At 45.1% G+C, this 20,847-nt stretch carries 13 protein-coding genes; 4 read left to right on the top strand and 9 right to left on the bottom strand.

Going from position 1 to position 20,847, the window contains the following annotated elements:
* Positions 1–263: 263 nt before the first annotated feature.
* The 6 genes from NIES593_RS09495 to NIES593_RS09475 all read right to left on the bottom strand — a co-directional run bounded on the left by NIES593_RS09495 (position 264) and on the right by NIES593_RS09475 (position 13,767).
* Entirely contained in the window at positions 264–9,032 is an 8,769-nt protein-coding gene (locus tag NIES593_RS09495; protein WP_073599465.1) for a type I polyketide synthase, read from the bottom strand.
* 156 nt (positions 9,033–9,188) lie between these two features.
* Complete coding sequence (locus NIES593_RS09490; RefSeq protein ID WP_073599352.1) at positions 9,189–9,941, bottom strand: ABC transporter ATP-binding protein; 753 nt, start codon at positions 9,939–9,941, stop codon at positions 9,189–9,191.
* 74 nt (positions 9,942–10,015) lie between these two features.
* Entirely contained in the window at positions 10,016–10,657 is a 642-nt protein-coding gene (ccmP, locus tag NIES593_RS09485; protein WP_073599351.1) for a beta-carboxysome protein CcmP, read from the bottom strand.
* Between the two features lie 3 nt (positions 10,658–10,660).
* Complete coding sequence (locus NIES593_RS24550; RefSeq protein WP_217651860.1) at positions 10,661–10,813, bottom strand: hypothetical protein; 153 nt, start codon at positions 10,811–10,813, stop codon at positions 10,661–10,663.
* A gap of 12 nt (positions 10,814–10,825) precedes the next feature.
* Positions 10,826–11,731, bottom strand: a complete 906-nt coding sequence (truB, locus tag NIES593_RS09480; RefSeq protein ID WP_073599350.1) for a tRNA pseudouridine(55) synthase TruB — start codon at positions 11,729–11,731, stop codon at positions 10,826–10,828.
* A gap of 104 nt (positions 11,732–11,835) precedes the next feature.
* The gene (locus NIES593_RS09475; RefSeq protein WP_073599349.1) at positions 11,836–13,767 is read right to left on the bottom strand and encodes a transglycosylase domain-containing protein; all 1,932 of its coding nucleotides are present in this window, start codon (positions 13,765–13,767) and stop codon (positions 11,836–11,838) included.
* A gap of 293 nt (positions 13,768–14,060) precedes the next feature.
* Here NIES593_RS09475 and tyrS point away from each other — a divergent pair, with 293 nt between their 5' ends.
* Positions 14,061–15,287: a tyrosine--tRNA ligase gene (gene tyrS / locus NIES593_RS09470; RefSeq protein ID WP_073599348.1), complete on the top strand. Its 1,227-nt coding sequence runs from the start codon at positions 14,061–14,063 to the stop codon at positions 15,285–15,287.
* Positions 15,288–15,414: 127 nt separating this feature from the next.
* Here the strand turns inward: tyrS and NIES593_RS09465 are convergent, their stop codons facing one another.
* Positions 15,415–15,792 (bottom strand): photosystem I reaction center subunit IV, encoded by a 378-nt coding sequence (locus tag NIES593_RS09465; RefSeq protein ID WP_073599347.1) that lies wholly within the window; start codon positions 15,790–15,792, stop codon positions 15,415–15,417.
* Positions 15,793–16,237: 445 nt separating this feature from the next.
* Between NIES593_RS09465 and NIES593_RS24840 the strand changes: the two genes are divergently transcribed.
* Both NIES593_RS24840 and NIES593_RS09455 read left to right on the top strand, forming a co-directional pair.
* Positions 16,238–16,609, top strand: a complete 372-nt coding sequence (locus NIES593_RS24840; RefSeq protein WP_073599346.1) for a diguanylate cyclase domain-containing protein — start codon at positions 16,238–16,240, stop codon at positions 16,607–16,609.
* A 16-nt stretch (positions 16,610–16,625) separates the two neighbouring features.
* Positions 16,626–17,096: an EAL domain-containing protein gene (locus NIES593_RS09455; RefSeq protein ID WP_073599345.1), complete on the top strand. Its 471-nt coding sequence runs from the start codon at positions 16,626–16,628 to the stop codon at positions 17,094–17,096.
* Positions 17,097–17,109: 13 nt separating this feature from the next.
* Here the strand turns inward: NIES593_RS09455 and NIES593_RS09450 are convergent, their stop codons facing one another.
* Both NIES593_RS09450 and corA read right to left on the bottom strand, forming a co-directional pair.
* Positions 17,110–17,343 (bottom strand): hypothetical protein, encoded by a 234-nt coding sequence (locus tag NIES593_RS09450; RefSeq protein WP_139253664.1) that lies wholly within the window; start codon positions 17,341–17,343, stop codon positions 17,110–17,112.
* A 544-nt stretch (positions 17,344–17,887) separates the two neighbouring features.
* The gene (gene corA, locus NIES593_RS09445; protein WP_073599343.1) at positions 17,888–19,036 is read right to left on the bottom strand and encodes a magnesium/cobalt transporter CorA; all 1,149 of its coding nucleotides are present in this window, start codon (positions 19,034–19,036) and stop codon (positions 17,888–17,890) included.
* A 298-nt stretch (positions 19,037–19,334) separates the two neighbouring features.
* Here corA and NIES593_RS09440 point away from each other — a divergent pair, with 298 nt between their 5' ends.
* Positions 19,335–20,606: a dihydrolipoamide acetyltransferase family protein gene (locus NIES593_RS09440; RefSeq protein ID WP_073599464.1), complete on the top strand. Its 1,272-nt coding sequence runs from the start codon at positions 19,335–19,337 to the stop codon at positions 20,604–20,606.
* Positions 20,607–20,847 lie beyond the last annotated feature (241 nt).

The following is a 20,847-nucleotide window of genomic DNA, read 5'->3' as shown; positions in this document are numbered from 1 at the left end:
CTCATCTCGGCGCGATCGCCCCAGATAATACCATTTTTCATTCATTAATGACACAGATGGTCGATTGCCCTCACCCCCAATCCCTCTCCCAATTTGGGAGAGGAGAGAAGAATGTCGATCGCGAAAACCTGAAAATTGGTAGAATACCAAGTTGCACTCAAAGATAATAGCTGTCATTCTGAGCGATAGCGAAGATCCGAGAGCCTTCGTTATCGCGACGATGACATTTTTGGACACAACTTAGTAAAAGTTCCGAAAATTACTCATTCTCTGGGATTCCAAAGCCATTGTTGCTCGGTTAAATTTTTCAGCTCGTCGAATAACATTGCCTCAGCTTCTTCTTCAGAAAGCCGTTGGATTTCTGCTATGGCTGAATTGCGATCTTCGCCTCTAGTTTCTCTCTCTACTTTACTAGAGGTTGGGGAAAGGATTGTTTTGTCTAAATAATCAGCGATCGCGGCTATGGTTGGATAATCAAAAATTAAGGTAGAAGGCAAAGTACATTGCAAACTCGTTTGCAGTTTATTTCTGAGTTCTACAGATGAGAGGGAATCCATCCCCAATTCGGTAAGTCCTCGATCGATGTCTATAGACTCTGGTGGCTCGATTCCAAGGATTCTTGCGATATGAGAGCGGATACAATCGATTAAAAGACCATTACGATCGCTCGTCGTCGCTGCTTCTAATTGTTGCAGAAACTTGGATCGCTGCTGTATTTTCTCCTCAGAGGCAGACATAACTTCTTTAAAAAATGAAAATGCCTCATCATTAGGAAGTTGTTTGAGAAACGCCGACCAATCTATCGGCAATACGCTAATCTGAGTAATATCGCAAGCGAGTAATTCTTCTAGGATTTGTAAGCCTTGTTCTGGCTGAATTGCAGTGATTCCTTGTTGTGCGAGTCGATCGCGATCGCGCTCTGCTAACCGGGCAGCCATTCCTACACTCGACCAACTTCCCCAGTTAATACTCAATCCAGGAAGCCCCAGCGATCGGCGATAATGGGCTAGGGCATCTAAAAATGCATTAGCGGCACAATAGTTGGCTTGCCCCGCACAACCAACAACAGAAGCAGCAGAAGAAAACATAACAAAGAAATCCAGCGGATAATTTTGAGTTGCTAAATGCAGATTCCAAGCACCTTGTACTTTGGGTGCCATAACCTGTTGAAAACGCTCCCAACTTTGCTGTACCAACACGCCATCATCGAGAATTCCAGCCGCATGAATAATCCCTCGTAAGGGAAGAGAAGAGGAGAAAATTCGAGCCACATCTTCTGTATTAGATACGTCTGCTTGCACTACATCAACCCTAGCGCCTGCTTTCTCCAGTTGGCTAATTGTTTTTCGTGCTGCTTGGGAAGCACCGCTACGTCCCACTAAAACCAAGTTTCTCGCGCCTCGATCGACCATCCAGCGAGCAACTTGTAATCCTATTCCACTCAACCCGCCAGTAATTAAATAGGCACTATCATTTCTGAATTCTGAATTTTGAGAAACGACAATTTTCCCAATATGCTTTGCCTGCTGCATATAGCGGAAAGCATCGACAACGCGATCGCGTGAAAATACTTTATATAATAAAGGCTTGAGATTGCCTGCTTGAAATTGCTGCATCAATTGACACAGTATCGATTGAATCAGGTCTGGTTGTTGTTGCGTTACCTGGACTAGATCGACAAGGAAATAAGAAATATCGGGTTTTAATCGAGCGACTTGCTTGGCATCCCATACGTCATTTTTGCCGATTTCTATAAAGCGACCTCTGGCACTTAAAACCGATAGGCTTTTAGGAATAAATTCTCCTGCCAGAGAATTGAGAACAATGTCTACTCCCTCGCCTTGAGTAATAGACATTACTTTTTCGGCAAAATCTAGCGTCCGAGAGTTCATGATATGTTTCACTCCCAGAGACTGGAGAAAGTCCCACTTGCTGGGAGAAGCAGTTGCAAATACCTCAGCACCCGCTTGCTGGGCGAGTTGGATGGTGGCTAAACCGACTCCTCCCGCCGCCGCATGAATCAAAATGCGATCGCCTGCCGAAATTTTGGCGAGGTGATGTAAGCTGTAGTAAGCCGTTGAAAACGCACCTGGAATCGTTACGGCTTCCTCGAAGCTGAGATTTTCTGGCTTATGTACCGCAAGAGCAGCGTTAACCGTGACGTACTGACTAAAGCTACCAGACGCGATCGCGACTACTGCATCTCCTATCTGGAAATCTCGCACGCCTTGCCCGATAGCCACTACCTCGCCAACACATTCGAGTCCCAAAAGTCCGGCATCTCCAGGATACAATCTCAGAGCATTCAACACATCTCTAAAATTAAGTCCCGTAGCGCGTACTTGAATTTCAATCTCGCCGACGCTAGGTTGCCGACGAGTTGTTGGTTGCCAGTGCAAATTATCCAGTACTCCTCGATTTTCTATTTCTAATCGAACGGGGATTGAATTTTCAATAGGCGCGATCGCTTGGTTTTCGGACTGCTTGTTAAGATGGTTGCGAACTAACCTAGCTACATAACGGTTTCCATCTCGAAAGGCGATTTGGTCTTCTGCATCTGGCGACCAAATTTCGTCAAACAAAGTTTGTATTTCATTTTCCGTCGATTTCGGATCTAGATCGATTCGCACGCAATTCAATTCTGGGTGTTCGAGGGCAATGACTTTTCCCATACCCCACAGGCAAGACTGAGCGATTCCAGATGTAGATAGATCGCCGTCGGTTTTGACTGGCTGAGCGCCTTTAGTCACCAACCATAGGCGAGGAGCATTATTGGGCTTCGTCGAGGAGGGTGAGACGGGGGGATAGGGAGATGGGGGGAGTTCTTCTTGTCTCGTTGTTCCCTTATCCCTTCTTTTGACCAGGGCTTGGATTAAATGCAAGACACCAGCGCATCCTCGCCTTACATCTATTTCTAAGCCAGATTTTGTCAGAAACTGAATGTCTAGTGCATCTAGACTCCATAAATAAATTATGCCGTACAGAGAAGGTTGATTTTGTGCGATCGCGTTCAAAAATCGCTGAAATTCGTCTGGATTGTTGGGGTCGATTTGAAATTGTTCTGACGACTGTTGTTTGTACTCTTCTCCTGGAAAAACAAGAGTACATGCATGTTGTTTAGCTTCCAAAAGCTCGGCTAGTTGCTTGGCTAATCCTCCTTTATCCGCAAAAATTAGCCAACTTCTGCTCTCCTCGTCTCCCCATCTTCCCATCTCCCTGTCTCGTTGCTGAGAACGCCATTCTATTTGATATAACCAATCGTGCCAAGACTTTTCTGTAATACCTAATAGTGCTTCGCGGCTGGCTCGTTTTGAGGACAGTCCATCGATTTGAGCCACTAGATTTCCGATGTCATCAAACAAGCGTAAGTCAGCTATTATAGTCTCTGGATTGGCGCTATTTAATGGACGCAAGCAAACGTGACTCCACAGAGTTTGTCCGGGATGGCGATAGAGAGATAGACGTTCTAATCCTACTGGTAAATAGGTTTCGGATTTTAGCGCTTCTGGGAGAGCGGCAAAGATAACCTGGAAGCAGGCATCGAGTAGTACTGGATGGAACTGATAAATAGAAACTTCTGAGGCTAATGTTTCTGGTATGCGAATCCAGCCTAATGCTTCTCCGTCTTGTTTCCATAATCGCGCGATCGCTTGGAAACTTTCACCATAATCGATCGCTAGCTCTCGACACCTGTCATAGTGAGTATTTACTGAGAGTTCGCTAGCAAATTGACCTCGCAATCGAGCTAAATCGATCTGTTGTGGTTCCGTATTTTCTTCTCTGACAACAATTCTTCCAGAACAGTGCAGTTTCCAAGATTCCTCATCTTCAGATATTAAACTATAGATCTCGAAGGAAGTCCCTGTGTCTTCCTGACTTAGAATTAACTGAACGGTTTGGCATTCTTCCTCTGGCAGCATCAGTGCTTGCTGTATCGTTACATTCTCAAGCACTAATTTGGTAGACTTCAACCCTGCTATCCCAGCAGCCAATGCCATTTCTAAATAAGCAGTCCCAGGCAAGATGACCTGTTGGAAAATGCGATGATCTTTAAGAAAGGCAGGCTTATCTGGCGCTAGCTGCGACTCGAATATAATCTCTTTTAGCGGCGATCGCAATCTTCGCCCAAGCAGGGGATGATACTGATTTTGGATTTTAGATTCCCCCTTAAAAAGGGAGGTAGGAGGGATCGGATTTTGGATTATTTTTGGATTAGCTTCAAGCCAGTAGCGTTTTCGTTGGAAGGGATAGGTTGGTAGTGCTATGCGGTAATGGGAATAATCGCGCTCGAAACCAAACCAATCGACGCTTACTCCCCGCACACACAATTGAGCCAAACTCTCAAGCAATTGTTGCCAGTTGGAATCTCCCGGACGCAGGCTGGGCAGCCACAGATAGGATTTTGGATTGTGGATTTTGGCGAAGCCGCCGCAAGTTCCCGGAACCGCTTCCGGGAGAACGGCGGATTTTGAATTTTCTAAAACCGTGCGTGCCATGCCTAAAAGGGTGGGGTTAGCTCCAATTTCTACAAAGGTTTGATATCCTAGCCGATGCAGCGTTTCTATACTTTGAGCAAATCTAACCGGTTGCCGGATATGGCGGCACCAATATTGTGGCGTGGCGATTTCTTCGCCGATAGCCTCTCCAGTCAGGTTGGAGATTAATTCTATCCTTGGAGGAGAATAAGTAATCTGGTGAGCGACTGTTTCAAATTCTGCTAGGATTGGCTCCATCAAAGGAGAATGGAAGGCATGGGAGACGTTGAGGGGTTTCGTCTGGATTCCCTCGTTTTCCAAGCTAGCAACGACAGTCTCTATCGCTTTACGCTTGCCAGATATAACGATGTTTTCTATGCCGTTAATGGCTGCTATGGCGATTTGTTCTGGGTAGGGGGCAATAGCAGCACTAACTCTTGCCTCGCTGGCAAAAACGGCTACCATTGCCCCATCTTGTGGCAATTGCTGCATCAAGCGACCTCTGGCGGCGATCAGTTTGAGTCCATCTTCTAGACTAAAAACTCCTGCCACGCAAGCAGCGGCGTATTCGCCGACGCTATGACCGATAACGGCAGTTGGAGAGATGCCCCACGACTGCCAGAGTTGGTAGAGGGCATATTCAATGGCAAATAGGGCGGGTTGGGTGTAGGCTGTTTCATCGATTGGGGATTTTAGAATCCTCCCTCGCCTTGAGAAGGGGGATTGGGGGGTTGGGGGGTAGAAATTTTCTCCTGCTTCTTTAGGGTATAAAACTTCAAGTAGTGGCTTTTCTAGATAAGGTTGCACAATTTCGGCGCATTTATCTAAGGCGGCGCGGAAGGTAGGTTGAGTTTGATATAGTTCTCGTCCCATTCCGACGTATTGCGAACCTTGACCTGTAAATAAAAATGCTAGCTTAGGACGCTGACTGCTTAATGCTTGTCCGCTTACCAGTCCAGAAATTTCCTTTCCAATCAAATATGCCTGTAGTTGTTGACGCAACTGCTCGACAGATTCGGTTACTATGCAAAGACGATGCTCAAAATGCGATCGCCCTGTATTAGCAGTAAAACAAAGATCGGATAGGTATACTTCTGGATTCGACTCTAAAAAAGCTTTATAACGCTCTACTAGCTCTTGTAGCGCCTTCTCACTTCTCGCAGACAGCGTAAGAAGATGACTAGGAAGATCAACCTTCTTTTCTCTGCGTCCTCCCCCCTTAATAAGGGGGGCAGGGGGGATGGTCTCTGCGCGAAATTCTTCTAAAATGACATGAGCGTTCGTTCCACCAATCCCCAATGAATTAACCCCGGCGCGGCGTGGAAAACCTGCCGTTTTCCATTCTTTTAGCGTTGTATTGACGTAAAAAGGACTATTGACGAAATCAATTTGCGGATTGGGTTGCTCAAAATGCAGGCTAGCTGGCAGTTTTTTATGATAAAGCGACAAAACGGTTTTAATAAAACCCGTCACGCCAGAGGCAATATTAAGATGCCCGACATTGGTTTTAACCGAACCGATGGCACAGAAGCCTTTTTTCTGGGTATTGGTGCGAAATGCTTGGGTTAATGCGGCAATTTCGATCGGATCGCCTAGAATTGTTCCTGTACCATGAGCTTCTATGTAGCTAATCGTTTCTGCATCGATGCCAGAGATTGCGATCGCTTCAGCAATCGCTTTTGCCTGTCCGTCGCTATTGGGAGCGAGATAGCCTACTTTCGTGCCACCATCGTTGTTAATAGCTGACCCTTTAATGACAGCATAAATGCGATCGCGATCGCGAATCGCATCTTCAAGAGGTTTGAGAACGACGATTCCCGCACCGCTACCAAAAAGCGTCCCTTGAGCGTCAGCATCAAACGCCCGACAATGCCCGTCTGGAGAAAGAATCGTCCCATCCCGATACAAATAGCCGACCTTTTGGGGAACGTGAACGGAAACGCCGCCTGCTAAAGCCATATCGCACTCGCCAGCGAGTAAGCTTTGGCACGCCATATGAATCGCCACTAGAGAAGTCGAACAAGCGGTTTGGACGTTGACGCTGGCTCCGGTAAGATTGAGTTTGTAAGAAACCCGCGTGGTCAAATAATCTTTGTCATTAGCTACCGTCATTTGAAAGCCAGCCATCGAACCCAAATTGACGACTTGTAGATTGTCATTTTCATCAATTTGGTGGCGGTTTGGATAAACGTTATTGAGTAAATAAGTGTTGGCAGAAGCACCAGCATAAAGCGCGATCGAACCTTGATAAGTCAGAGGATTGTAACCCGCATTCTCCAAACTTTCCCAAGCACATTCGAGCAGAAGGCGCTGTTGCGGATCTATTAGTTCGGCTTCTTTGGGGCTGTAGCCAAAAAATTCTGCATCAAATAGTTCGATATCCTCCAGAATCGGACTGGCTTTGACGTAATTAGGATTATTTAGAAGTTGAGGGTCAATTCCAGAGGCGAGAATTTCTTCATCGGTAAAAAAGGAAATTGACTCCACTCCATCACATAAATTTTGCCAGAATTCATCAACATTTTTGGCTCCAGGGAAGCGACAAGACATCCCAATGACGGCAATATCTGTATTTTGAGATTTGTGCCGATGTTGTGCCCTCTGCTGTCCCTGTTGGGCAGCGTTGATTTCGGTTTTTTCCTGACTTAAATATTGGGCTAAAGTTGCGATCGCCGGATATTGAAATAGTTCTACGGCTGATAGTTGTCGTCCCAAGCGTTCCTGCAATTTAGCCAACACTTGCATCAGCAGCAAGGAATTGCCACCCAGTTCAAAGAAATTATCGTGCAGGCTGACTCGTTCAATCCCTAATACTTTTTGCCAGATCTCGGCAATTTGACGTTCTAGGTCGCTTCGCGGTAGTTCGCTTGTTTCTCGACTCTCCAGCAAAGCATTAATTTGTTGAAGGATCGAGTCGAATTCGCCAGCTTCAAAACGTTGACTTAACTGCTTTCGTTGAATCTTTCCAATCGCAGTTTTAGGAATCATCTCTCGTTCTACTGGTATCAGGTAATCTGGATATACGCCAATCTTACTTACCAGTGTCTTGCGAATTTTTTTGATGAGGGAATGTAGAGACGTTTCTAGAAAATTAGATGGATTGAAGAAAATGGCTACTTTATCGGTTGTATCTCCAATCCTGCGAACGGCACAGGCAGCAGTATAGGAGACTTCCACTCCGTCGATTGCTTCGACGACGGCTTCGATTTCATGGTTGTAGTAATTAACCCCATTAATAATGATGACTTCTTTCTGGCGACCCGTAATCGTCAAGCGTCCCTCTCGCACAAAGCCGAGGTCGCCTGTATTAAACCAGCCATCCTCTGTAAAGATCTCGCGATCGCGTTCCTGGCTTTTGTAATACCCTGAAGTAACCGTCAGTCCTTTGATCTGAAGTAATCCTATCGTACCTTCTTCAACGACCCGATTTTCAGAATCGACGATCCGCAGGGATACGCCTGGAATGGGAGATCCCACCTCTACAAACGGATCGTCATCTGTGGTTGACTCAAGGGAAAATCGATGGGAATGGACGATTCCAGAGGAGGTTTCCGACATCCCATAGCCGGGACTAACGGCGGTACTGGCTAACCCGTAAGGCGCTAGCAACTCCAGAAAACGTCGAGTCGTTTTGCCGACGACGGCTTCTGCCCCATTGCCTATCCAGCGCAGACAAGAGAGATCCCAACATGGTTCGCTAATGGCTTCTACTCGCTCGTTGACCAAACCATAGGCAAAATTCGGTGCCCAGGTTGCCGTCACTCGATAGCGATCGCAAAAATCTAGCCATTTTAAGGGATTCTGTAATACTAACTCGTTCGGGACGTGGATTTGCTGGCAGCCTAAATAAACTTCCGTAATATGGAACATGACCAGGCTAGCCACGTGTTCCAAAGGCATCCAATTCAAGGTAATATCTTTTTGGGAAAGACGATTGACCTTTGCCATCCCAAAAGCACTCGCCAGCAAATTGCGATCGCTGAGCATGACTCCTTTGGGCGTCCCCGTACTGCCAGAAGTTAGTAACAGCAGGGCTAGCTCGTCGGGATCGCCTGTATGCCAATTATTATCTGGCTTGTAGCTTTGTAGTTCTTCCACGGCGACGATCTGCAACTTTTCAGAAAAAGAACGAATGGCAGGGATTAATTGTCGATGGCTGACTACAAGGGCGCAATCGCACAAATGCCAAGCCTGGTAGACTAGATTGGCTTTGCTATTATCGGGTGTATAGCTAGGAGCAACTGCAATCGGAACGGGGACAAAACCGCCCAACAGACATCCCCAGAAAGTTGCTAGAAAGTCTTGCTGGCGAGAAAGTTGTAGGATTACGAAGTCTTTAGGCTTCAACCCTAACGCTCTCAAACCACTAAGAATGCAGGTAGCGCGTTCGAGTAACTCGGCGTAGGACTGAAAAACTTCGGTTTCGTCGGATTGGAGATAAGTGATTCCTGTCGTTTCTCTGGCGGCTCGTTGTAGAATCTCTGGTAAGGCGATCGCGCTATTAAATCCTTCTGGTAAGGAATCGCCATGAATAATCGCTAATGGCTTTGTTTCCAAGTTTTCTCCTCTGTTTTCTCCTCTTCCCACTCTAAAAGTGGAATATTCCCTTTATAGGATCTAGTCGCGATCGCTCTAAGTGTCAAGATTATCTTTATCGGTTTGGACTCGGAAGTTAGCACAGGGGTTTTTGCGCGTCAAAACTCAAATAGGTGGCTAAAATTGCTCAAATTCCTTGTCGCTTGCTTTCTGCGCTTCTAATTGAAGTAAATTTTCTCGTAATTGTGTCCAATCTACGCGATCGCTCTTTATATCTTCTAGCAACTGTCCCTGTTGCAAGTACAAAACCCGACGAGCAAACTTTTGAGCCAATTCTAGTTGATGATTGACCATTACAATGGCGGTTTGAGCGGTATCGGCTAATTCAATTAATGCTTCGATCAGATTATTGGCACTCCCCGCATCTAAAGCCGAAGTCGGTTCGTCGAGTAATAAGATTTTGGGCTGCATTACTAAAGCACGGGCAATAGCGACCAATTGCCGCTGTCCTAACGAAAGTTGCAGTTCATTGCGTTCTAACCAATTTTCTCGAATGTGCAATTTCGTTCGCCAAGTTTCGATCCGTTGTTGGATTTCCGACTTGGGTAACTTCTGTAAAACTAAAGGATAAGCTAAAGCTTCCCAAACTTTCATTCCCAGTAACTTTGATTCCTGGAGAACGAGAACGACTTGCTGGCGAAGTTGTATCGCTGGAATTTGGTTAATGGGTCGATTGTTTAAATAGATGGAACCATGGGTTGGTTCTTGCAATCGATTGAGCAGGCGCAAAAGCGAGGTTTTTCCCGCACCGGAGGCGCCGAGGATGGCTATGCGATCGCCTTTTGATACGGTAAAAGAAATATCCTGCAACAAGTAGCGAGAACCCATTGATGCAGCGAGACTGACTTGTTTTAGCTCAAGGATTGTCATTGGTCATTGGTCATTAGTCATTAGTCCTTTGTTCTTTGTTTTTTCATCTCCCCTTGTCTCCCCTGCCTTTAGATTTACTCTGGTTTTCCAAACGTAGAAAGATCGCGACCCGGTACGTTTTCCATTGCTGCTAAAACTGCTCTCGAAGCAGCAAGAATATCTCTTTCCTCTCCGCCTAAATAAAGCCGTCCAAAACTGCCAATAGCACTAACCTGTAAGATGTTAATTAAAGCGGCTTTTTCTGCTTGATTGGCTGCTAGCGCTGCGTAAGCGGCGGGTTGAACTTCTAGCACGTATAAGGTTTGTCCTGCTAAAAGCATTTGTCCGCGTCGGTTGCGGTTAATGAGTTGTGCTTGATAGGCATCAATATTGCGAATGATTTGATTGGAGACAACCTGCGGTTTCATGCAATCCTGCTGGCGAACCCCTAATGCCTGTAAAATTGCCTTTCCTGCGGCTCGCGTTTCGCCTTGACTGCTAGAATGAATTTCCAATAGTCCGTAAAGTCTTTCTACAAACAACACTCCAGGACGAACGACAGCCGATTTGAGAGCAATATCAGTAATGCGATTGATTTCAATTCCTGGCGACACTTCAATCCATAGGGAAGTATCTCCTGGTAATGGCAAAAATCCTACTGCTACAGTTCCGATGTAGGCGGCGTGTTGAGGTTGCAAACTGTCTAGATAAACGTAACTGCGAAGTTCTACGCCCAAAGTCTAACTCTCCATCTCTCCAAAAAAAATTCGTCCAAAACTTGCTCCAGTACCCGAATAATAATCGACCCATAATCCATGGCTTTTGTCAACTCGATCGCGAATCTGACCGAATGCTGACTCTACCATATTTGTGTTGACGCGAACGTAATCCACCGCAGCTAGATTTTACGTTTTCTCTGAATTCCCTATAACTATCTTAGGAATGAGTAAGCGATCGCTCTCAATAATTATTAACTCGCCAATCCCTAAACATTGTCCGCCTTCATCATTAACTCGGACTGAATTGCCAATTGCCAATTGCCAATTGTCAATTGAAATCTTTTGTCCCTGACACCAACGCTGAGCGTCGCTTGTTGATAAGATAATTTCTGAAAGATGTCGGAGCGCGATCGCGGGTGGGATGAGCGAAAAAGTTCCCTCTTGCAATTGCATTTCTATTTGTTCTAAGGTTAAACTGTCCGACAGTTTCATGCCGCAACTTTCGGTACGAATTAAAGCGGCTAAAGTGCCGCCGACGTTGAGAGCCGTTCCCAAATCGCGAGCGATCGCGCGAATATAAGTCCCCGCACCACAGGCGATCGCAACTTCCAATTCGGGAAATACTCCTGGATACCAGCCCAAAACCTCTATTTTATCTACTTCAACCGTTCGCACGGGAACTTCCACGTTTTCTCCCTTTCTTGCTAATTCGTACAGTCGTTTTCCTTCGCGTTGAATGGCGCTAAAGGCTGGAGGCATCTGCTCGATTTTGCCGATAAATTGTGACAAAAGCGGTTGAATTTGGTCTAAAGTAATGTAAGATGCCGGTTGAGTCTCAATGACTTCCCCTTCTAAATCGTCAGTATTCGTCCGCATTCCTAGCCGAATTCTGGCTTGATAAGCTTTCTTCTCCGGTAAAAATGACAATAGCCGAGTGGCTTTTCCAACGGCAATCGGCAAGACTCCCGTTGCAGCCGGATCGAGGGTTCCTCCGTGTCCTACTTTTTTTTGCTTTAAAAATCGTCGTATTTTAGCAACGCAATCGTGTGAGGTCAATCGGGCAGGTTTGTTTAAATTAATAAAACCTAACACAATAGAATTTAAAAATATATGGTTCCTATCTCACGCAGAGTCGCGGAGTTTTTTCTTGAGGTTGATTAGCAGTACTCCCATAAAATCCGAATGCGCGATCGCTTTTACTTGCTTGAAGGGCGAGGAAACTTAGCAGCAGAGGGAAAATACAGAACGGGTTCGTTTTTGAGCGCCTGAATCATAAAGTCGCGCCAAATAGGAGCAGCATAATGACCCCCGGTAATTCCCTTACCTAGAGTGCGGTTAGTATCATCTCCAATCCAAACGGCTGTAGACAACTGAGGGACATAACCCACAAACCAAACATTTCGCTCCGAGTCAGTCGTTCCTGTTTTCCCAGCCGCCGGACGACCGATAGCGGCAGATCTGGCCGTACCGCTAGCAATTACCCCTTGCAAGACAGAAGTAAGGGAAGCAGTTGCCCAAGGATCTAAAACCAACTTAGGTTTAGGAGTATTATCTAGCATGACGTTACCTTGACTGTCCGTCACGCGAACGATAACCGTCGGATCGGAATACCAGCCGTTACTTGCAAAAGTAGCATAAGCTCCTGCCATTTCTAGGGGCGTTACGTCAACCGAACCCAACGGTAAGGAGGGAACCGCTAGTAGAGGGCTTTTGAATCCCAGGCGACGGCAGACTTCAACCACTTTATCTACACCTACTCTTTGACCGAGAATCACGGCTGGTATGTTGGTCGATTGAGTCAATGCCGTCCGAAGACTCATCGAACCGGAATACTTTCCTCCATAGTTTTTCGGTCTGTAGAAAATGCTACCGTCTCGGATACTAATTGGAGCATCGTTGACTATGGAATCAGGGGTATATCTGCCACTAGCAAAAGCCGTATAATAAACGAATGGCTTGAAAGCGGATCCGGGCTGACGGCGAGATTGGGTAGCGCGATTTAACTGACTTTTGCTATAGTCAACGCCGCCTACTAAGGCTTTAACAAAATGAGTTCGAGGATCGACTGCAACTAAAGCAATTTGCAAGTTTTTAGCGGCTAGACCACGACCTCGAAGAGTTCGATAAGCTCGCTGTACGGTTGCTTCTGCCTTTTTCTGCATATCGTAGTCAATCGTTGTCTGGACGCGCATGCCGCCTTTAAGGACGGTTTCGGGTCCAAAGCGTCGATTTAACTCTTGGATAACGGCATCGGTGACAAAAGGAAGTTTGCTTCCCTGCCATGCGGTTTGCTTGCCAATCGCAAGCTTTTGGTTGAGTGCTGCTTTTTCTTGCTCGGCAGTAATCCAGCCTAAATCTCGCATCCGAGCCAACACCAGCGCTTGGCGCTCTTTAGCCGCTTTGTAGTTTCTCAGAGGACTATAGACTTCCGGCGCTTGAATGAGTCCTGCCATCATTGCCGACTCTGCCAACGTCAACTGAGAAGCTGGTTTATTAAAATAGCTCTCAGCAGCCGTTTGAGCGCCGTAATTGTTGTGACCCCAATAGATGTTATTGAGGTACATCTCTAAGATTTGATCTTTGCTAAAAATTTGCTCGACGCGAATGGCTAAAACCGCTTCAGCTAGCTTGCGGCTATAGGTTCGTTCGTGCGAGAGGAAAATATTTTTTACCAACTGCATGGTGAGGGTAGATGCTCCCTCTTCGACGCCACCGCTCTTAAAGTTAACTAATAAAGCGCGACCGATGCTGGTCGGGTTAATGCCGTAGTGATGGTAAAAGTGGCTGTCTTCTATCGCCAGTACGGCGCGTTTGAGGTCGGGAGAAACCTGGTTTAGTCTGACGAGGCGACGGTGGGCTTCTCCATGGAGACTGCTCAAAAGTTTTCCTTTTACATCGTAGATGTATGATGTCTCTGTCGGCACATAAGTTCGCAGCAGCCTGACATCTGGAAGGTTGCGAAAACTAATAGCCAGACCGACCATTGCCCCAGCCACCACGACACTTGCTAACATGGTGGTGCCGAGAATGGTTGCCCCTGCTGCCCGTGCTACGTTTGATTTTACGAGAAAACTGAGAGGAAGCGATCGCTTCCGTTTTTCTTTTTGCCCAATAGTGCTAGACGACACGGTGTTTGTACTTCCTAACTCCAAAAAATACTGATTCTGTTATCAATGTATTAACGATAAAAAAACAACACTCCTTAAATTGGTTGGTTAGAAATCGATATAGTAAATTACATAAATTTTTATAGGACTTACGATCCGAAATGATTTCTTATATTATTACCTCATTTTTTGGTTGCTGTTGACAATTCTCTCTCGAAGACGGCAAGGCTACCGCATATAATAGTCTGACGATAAGGATTCGAGCTAGCTCCTTCAAGCCCATCCAATTTAAATTTCTAGACGAACGATTCCCCATGGCTGTTTCAAATCTACCTCAAAACCTTGATTGGCTTTATCGAGGAATAAGCGAAATTTTTCCCGATCGCTCGGATTCTGACGATCCCAATGAAAATCTGGCGCTTTTATTAGCTAAAATCAATCGTCCTTTACGAGTCAAACTAGGAATCGATCCGACTGGAAGTGAGATTCATTTAGGGCACAGCATTCCCTTTCGCAAGCTGCGAGCGTTTCAGGATGCAGGGCATACCGCTGTCGTCATCATCGGCGATTTTACCGCTCAAATTGGCGATCCGACCGGAAAATCAGAAGTCCGCCGCCAGCTCACTTTAGAGCAAGTTAGGGAAAATGCCAAAGATTATTTAGATCAGTTGCGTCCCGTTTTAGATTTTGCTACGCCGGGGCGTTTGGAAATTCACTATAACTCCGAGTGGTTGAGCAAGCTAGATCTTAAGCAAATTCAAGAATTGCTAGCTACTATGACAGTCGGACAAATGTTGGCAAAGGAGGGATTTGCCGAACGTTTTGAGCAGGAAAATCCCATTTACTTGCACGAGTTTCTCTATCCTTTAATGCAAGGATACGATTCGGTGATGGTCGATGCAGATATTGAGTTAGGAGGCACCGATCAGAAGTTTAATATTGCAGTCGGGCGAGACTTGCAGCGGCATTTTGGCAAAAAACCCCAATTTGGTATGCTATTGCCGATTTTGCTGGGGACGGATGGCGTGCAGAAAATGTCCAAGTCTCTCAATAATTATGTGGGACTGAGAGAAGATGCGCTCTCGATGTACTCGAAGTTAGAAAAAACACCCGACGATCTTGTGAAAGACTATTTTGAGCTGCTAACTAATCTGCCTTTAGATAGACTGCCAGAAAATCCGCGCGATCGCCAAAAATTATTGGCGTTAGAGATTGTATCTCAGTTCCACGGACGAGAAGCTGCGATCGCGGCACAAAAAACCGCAGAAGAGATCGTGATGAAGAAAAGCACTGCATCAGCTCAATCCGTACCAGAATATTCTCTGAGTGGGGTTAAGTTTCCTGCGAAATTATTTTATCTGCTCGGTGCTAGCGGGTTGTGTTCTAGCAGTTCGGAAGGAAGAAAACAAATTCAGGGAGGTGCGGTCAGACTCGATGGCGATCGCGTTAGCGATGTCGATCTTACTTTCGATAGTCCCGAACAACTGAACGGAAAGGTTTTGCAAGTTGGCAAGAAGAAGTTTATTCGTTTAGTTAAATAAAAATTAGATTTGGCGCGGACGAGCGATCGAGAAAACATAACTCGCTAAAATTTCCCGCACCAATCTTTTGAAATGAAACTGTTAGCTAATGAATAAAACTTAATTGCTGCTCCCAAGCTAACTAATACTAACGAACTTCTGTTCCCTGATTGGGATCGCCTTCTTTTTTGGGATTTTCCGAACCAGCTGACTCCGGTTCTGCACCAGATCTGACACCTACAGCGATATCGCCCTGTCCGGTCTTACGTTCCATCGGCGTGACTGGCGTTTGCTTGCCGCCAGAAGCAGCGTAAGTTGCTCTGTTGCCTTCTTTCCCATCAGAAACTTCTTCTAGCTCGTTCATCGCGAAGTTATTGGTGTTAATGCCTGAGTAGCTAACTTTATCAAAACGCACGATAACTGGATACAGAATTCCACTTTTATCGATGGAAACAACTACTCCTTCATCTCTGAACCAATAGGATTCTTCCCGAAGAATTCGTACTCTAGAACCACGTTGAATCATAATGTTTTCCTTTCTATTGATGCTCTTGCCAAACTGCGTCTTAAGGTTTGGTTTAAATGTTGCACCCGACTTTTATTACTAGGAGTCAGAGTTTCGATTGAAGGTTGAAAAAATTCAATTTAATCGACTTAGACAAAATTACCTAGCAGTTTTCTAAGCACAGCTAACTTTATTTGAGCTATCTAAAAAATAATCTATTTCTCTCATCTATCGAATCTTACCATAGACATAATTAACCATTGTATTTTATTAGCAAAACAAGATAAATTAACTCGAGACTTCATTCTTTTTAGCAGCTGAGTTTATTACCAAAGATAGAGGAATAACTCGATCGTAAGCGATATTAAAACAGCTTAAAAGTATTATTTTTCTAGGTTGTATATTCTCGATCTTAAGTTCTCTCAAAACTTCTAAAAAGTGACTATAGTTAACTCTTATACTACAGATGAAGAGAGAGGGAAGAGTAGGAACCAATCTTCCCACACTCTCGTTTTCCCCTCTCCAAGGGATTGGTAGCAGGCATTTTGAAAACGTTGTATCGCGATCGCGATGTCTGGTATCTCAATGTATCCTCAGTCAAAACATTGATTCTGGGTGGTGCGCCAAAAGCTTCAACTCTATCGAAACCGAGAACGAACGATCGCTCCCCATCCTTTGTCTGTGCTTGGATCGACTCACGAAAATCAAGGCAACTCTAGGATATCGCGTTGGCAATTTACTGTTAAAAACTACTGCCGATCGCTTAAGATGCTGTATTGGCGAACGAGACAAAATTGCCTATTTAAGCTACAACAGATTCGTCATCGTATTTTTCTGAAAACATCGAGCAGATTTTGTGGGAAACCGGACTAGATGGGAAATACCTAGAATTGGAGCTAACCGAAAGCATTCTAGTCCACAATCTCCCAGAAGCCAGCCAGAATTTACACGCGATCGAGATGCTGGGGGTAAAAATAGCTATTGACGATTTTGGGACGGGCTATTCTTCTCTGAGTTATCTGCGACAATTCCCCTTCGATACTTTAAAAATCGATCGCTCCTTTATTCACAATTTGACCGAAGATGCGACTAACGCCGCAATTGTCAAAGCGATCGTGCAAATGGCTCGCTCTCTCAATCTCAAAGTCGTTGCCGAGGGAGTAGAAAACGAGGCAGAATTAACTTTCTTATACCAACATGGTTGCGAGGAAATTCAAGGTTATTTATACAGTCATCCCTTAAAAGCATCTGAATTTGAAACATTCCTCGCCAGCGGAAAACAGCTCTGCTTAGCTAAATTCAAGCAAAACGCAGCGATGAACTAGGTAAGTGCTATGCCTAATTTATCTCTCGCTCCAACTGCAACTCTTTTTCCGTCAAAGAATCTGTTTTCAAAAACACTTGAGAAAGTTTCTTGCGAACGATTGAGGGAAGAACGATGGGCCAAATAGCCGTAGCGACTACGATCGTTATCCAAGAGCCAATGTGGGTTTTTGGAGTAGTATTGTCTTTGATAAAAGCATGTAGTAAAATTACAAATACTAAAAAAGCACCAGCCATGTAAAGCTTCATATTGGTTTAGTTATTGCCTAATTTATCTGTTGATGACTCTATCAAACCATCAAAATCTCTTAAGAATCCAAGGGAGAAGTACGGAATTCTGATAGGTTTTATTTGTTGAAGAATTGCTCTTTGCGTAGATACACTTAAATTTTAGCGTTTATCTTCTCAAAATAGCTTTTTTGTGCATTTGCAGAGCGTTTTGAACAAAGCTTATACCATTTTTCATTCATTAATGACAGAGATAGTCGATCGCCCTCACCCCCTACCCCTCTCCCAAACTGGGAGAGGGGAAAAAGATGTCGATCGCGAAAACCTGAAAATTGGTATTAGCCGACTGGACTAATAGACTGCATTGCTTCTCAGGTTTTTCTAATACTGCTAGGTCTATCCCAAAAGTGTTAACAGGTTGTCCCAAAAGTAGAGAATGCACTTAGTCATGTTTCGCTTCGCGATCGCCATCATGAAAAATTCCATCAATTCCTCAGCCAAAAATGATATAAATTAGTTATTTAAAAAGCTTTATAGCTAGAGCGATCGCTTTAGTTTGCACGAATTAGTTCTTAGTAGAATAAAAATTTCTAAACCAACCTCGTCGCCAGAAGAAATAAATTAAACCGCATGCGATCGCAACCATCAAAAACAAACATAGCCAATAGCCCCACCTCCATTCGAGTTCTGGCATATATTTAAAATTCATCCCATAAACGCCAGCAATAAAAGTTAAGGGAATAAAAATTGTCGAAATTACCGTCAAGAACTTCATCACTTCGTTCATTTTATTGCTCATAGAAGACAGATAAATTTCCATTAAGCTTGAGGCAAGCTCTCGATAGGTTTCAGTAATATCTAGAAGTTGAATAACGTGGTCGTAACAGTCGCGCAGATAGATTTGTACGTCTGCGCTAACGAGCTTATTGCTAGAGCGAATTAAAATATTCATCACATCCCTTAACGGCCAAATCAGTCGGCGCAGTGCGAGTAATTCTCGCCGTACCGAATAGATTTCCTCTAGGGTGTTTTGAGTAGGCGATCGCAAAATTTTATCTTCTAATTCCTCAATGCGCTCGCCGTAATCTTCTAAAACGGGAAAATAGCCATCGATTAGCACGTCCAACAGCAGATAAGTCAAATAATCCGCACCAGATTCTCTGACTCTTCCCTGATGGGTGCGAATGCGGTCGCGTACCGGATCGAAGCAATCTTCTAATTCTTCTTCCTGAATGGTGAGTAAGTAATTTTTGCCCAAGACAAAGCTCACTTGTTCCGCCTCGAAGCCATCTTCATCGGGTCTAGGGCGCACCATATGAGCGATAATCAGCAACTGTTGGTTGTAATCTTCTACTTTTGGGCGTTGCGGAACGTTTACCACATCTTCAAGCAGTAGGGGATGTAATTTCAGAATCTCGCCAACTTGCTTGAGTACCCGTTCGCTGCCCAACCCTTGAACGTCCATCCAGGAAACCGTATTCGTTCCCAAATAAGGGATTAGAGCCTTGGGCATTAGATCGACTCTGCGAATCGCGTGTTTGGCATCGTAGTCAATTAAAATTATTCTCGATGGGTTGGCATCTGGCTCTATACTTAGAGTTCCCGGTTCGCTACCCGGTTCGTCGTAGTGGTAGTCAAAATAATCTTCTTCCTTCAGTTCTTCTTCTAGGGTTGATGGCGCGTCCGATCGCCCATCATAATGAAAATGCGTCATATTCCCAAACAAAAGCTGATTGTTAACCCTATAATTGCTCGCGTTTAGAAATCTTCCCAGCGATCGCGAAATTTTTTGCGAGTTATCTTCATCACCCAATAAAGGCAGTAAAAATCAATCTGGAATCGCCTTACTATAGAAATCTTTTTATTTGAAGAGATTTCAGCAAGTATTGCCCACTTTATAGATTTTAAATGAGTTTTTGGAAGCGATCGAATGCTAGGAAAGAAATTTTGATAGAATGCTATCTGGCATTAGTATTTGTCGTCCGTTACTCGTTAATTGGGAAAACCGCTCCATGATTCACGATATTTTCATGCCTGCCCTCAGTTCCACCATGACCGAAGGAAAGATCGTCTCTTGGCTCAAATCTCCAGGCGATAAAATTGAAAAAGGCGAAACGGTATTAGTGGTCGAGTCGGACAAAGCTGACATGGACGTTGAATCGTTCAATGAAGGCTATTTAGCTGCTATCCTAGTCGAAGCCGGACAAGAAGCTGCTGTCGGCGAACCTATTGCTCTAATTGCAGAAACCGAAGCAGAAATCGAGCAAGCCAAGCAGCAAGCAGCTTCTCGCTTAGGTACTCCAGCCCCCACACCCGCTGCCGCACCAACAACACCCGAACCAGCTTTTGTAGAAAGTGAGATGCCCGTCGCTGCCGTCCCCACTAACCGCAGCAATGGACGCACCGTTGTTTCTCCTAGAGCGAAAAAGCTGGCAAAAGAATTGGGAGTTGACCTAAAAACCCTACAGGGTAGCGGTCCCCATGGCAGAATCGTCGCTGAAGATGTGGAAAGAGCCGCTGGAAAGATGCCATCTCCGACAATTGCACCAACGCCAGCCGTTCAACCGACAACCCCCTCCGTTACACCCCAGCCTCAAGTAGCCGCTCCCGTTGGCGAAACCGTACCATTGACAACCCTACAAAAGGCAGTGGCACAAAATATGGTTGCCAGCTTGCAGGCTCCTACGTTCCACGTAGGCTACACCGTTACGACCGAAGGGTTGGATAAACTGTATCAACAGATAAAATCTAAAGGCGTGACGATGACGGCATTGTTAGCAAAAGCGGTTGCCATTACTTTGCAGAAACATCCCATTGTCAACGCTAGCTATACCGAACAGGGAATTCAGTATCACGCAGCCATTAATATTGCCGTAGCAGTGGCAATGCCCGATGGCGGACTCATTACCCCCGTCTTGCAAAACGCCGACCAACTGGATATTTACACCCTCTCTCGAACCTGGAAAGATTTGGTAGACCGAGCCAGAGCCAAACAACTCCAGCCAGAAGAGTACAATAGCGGTACTATCACTATTTCTAATTTAGGGATGTTTGGAGTCGATCGCTTTGATGCGATTCTTCCTCCCGGACAAGGGGCAATTCTGGCAATTGGAGCTTCTCGTCCCCAGGTTGTCGCAACCTCGGATGGCATGTTTGGCGTTAAAAATCAGATGAGCCTCAATATCACCTGCGATCATCGCGTTATCTACGGCGCACAAGCAGCCGCTTTCATGCAAGACTTGGCGAAGTTAATTGAAGGCAATCCTCAATCCCTCACACTTTAATGTTCTAGCTACATTGGTGGGAAACCTCGCTCCATAACAAGGCAAAGCCGACGCAGCCGCTGCGCTTTGGTCGCGGCGACTGCGTTGGGTGATGGGTAAAAAGCCCTATTATTAAAGAATTGTGCATACTTCCACTTGGTGAAAACCGCTGTAAGTAAAAAATAGTATATAATCCAAACTATTAAAGTATAGTCATATATAGTCAGACATAATCTTCTATCTTAATATAAGAATATGAAAC

It is taken from the genome of Hydrococcus rivularis NIES-593 (assembly GCF_001904635.1).
Taxonomy (GTDB): domain Bacteria; phylum Cyanobacteriota; class Cyanobacteriia; order Cyanobacteriales; family Microcystaceae; genus Hydrococcus; species Hydrococcus rivularis.
This window is presented reverse-complemented; position numbering and strand designations above follow the sequence as displayed.

Coding starts and splice junctions, on each gene's coding strand:
- tyrS (WP_073599348.1), top strand. CDS start 14,061: ATGGCTGTTTCAAATCTACCTCAAAACCTTGATTGGCTTTATCGAGGA.
- NIES593_RS09490 (WP_073599352.1), bottom strand. CDS start 9,941: ATGACAATCCTTGAGCTAAAACAAGTCAGTCTCGCTGCATCAATGGGT.
- NIES593_RS09465 (WP_073599347.1), bottom strand. CDS start 15,792: ATGATTCAACGTGGTTCTAGAGTACGAATTCTTCGGGAAGAATCCTAT.
- NIES593_RS09440 (WP_073599464.1), top strand. CDS start 19,335: ATGATTCACGATATTTTCATGCCTGCCCTCAGTTCCACCATGACCGAA.
- NIES593_RS24840 (WP_073599346.1), top strand. CDS start 16,238: ATGAAGAGAGAGGGAAGAGTAGGAACCAATCTTCCCACACTCTCGTTT.
- corA (WP_073599343.1), bottom strand. CDS start 19,036: ATGACGCATTTTCATTATGATGGGCGATCGGACGCGCCATCAACCCTA.
- NIES593_RS09450 (WP_139253664.1), bottom strand. CDS start 17,343: ATGAAGCTTTACATGGCTGGTGCTTTTTTAGTATTTGTAATTTTACTA.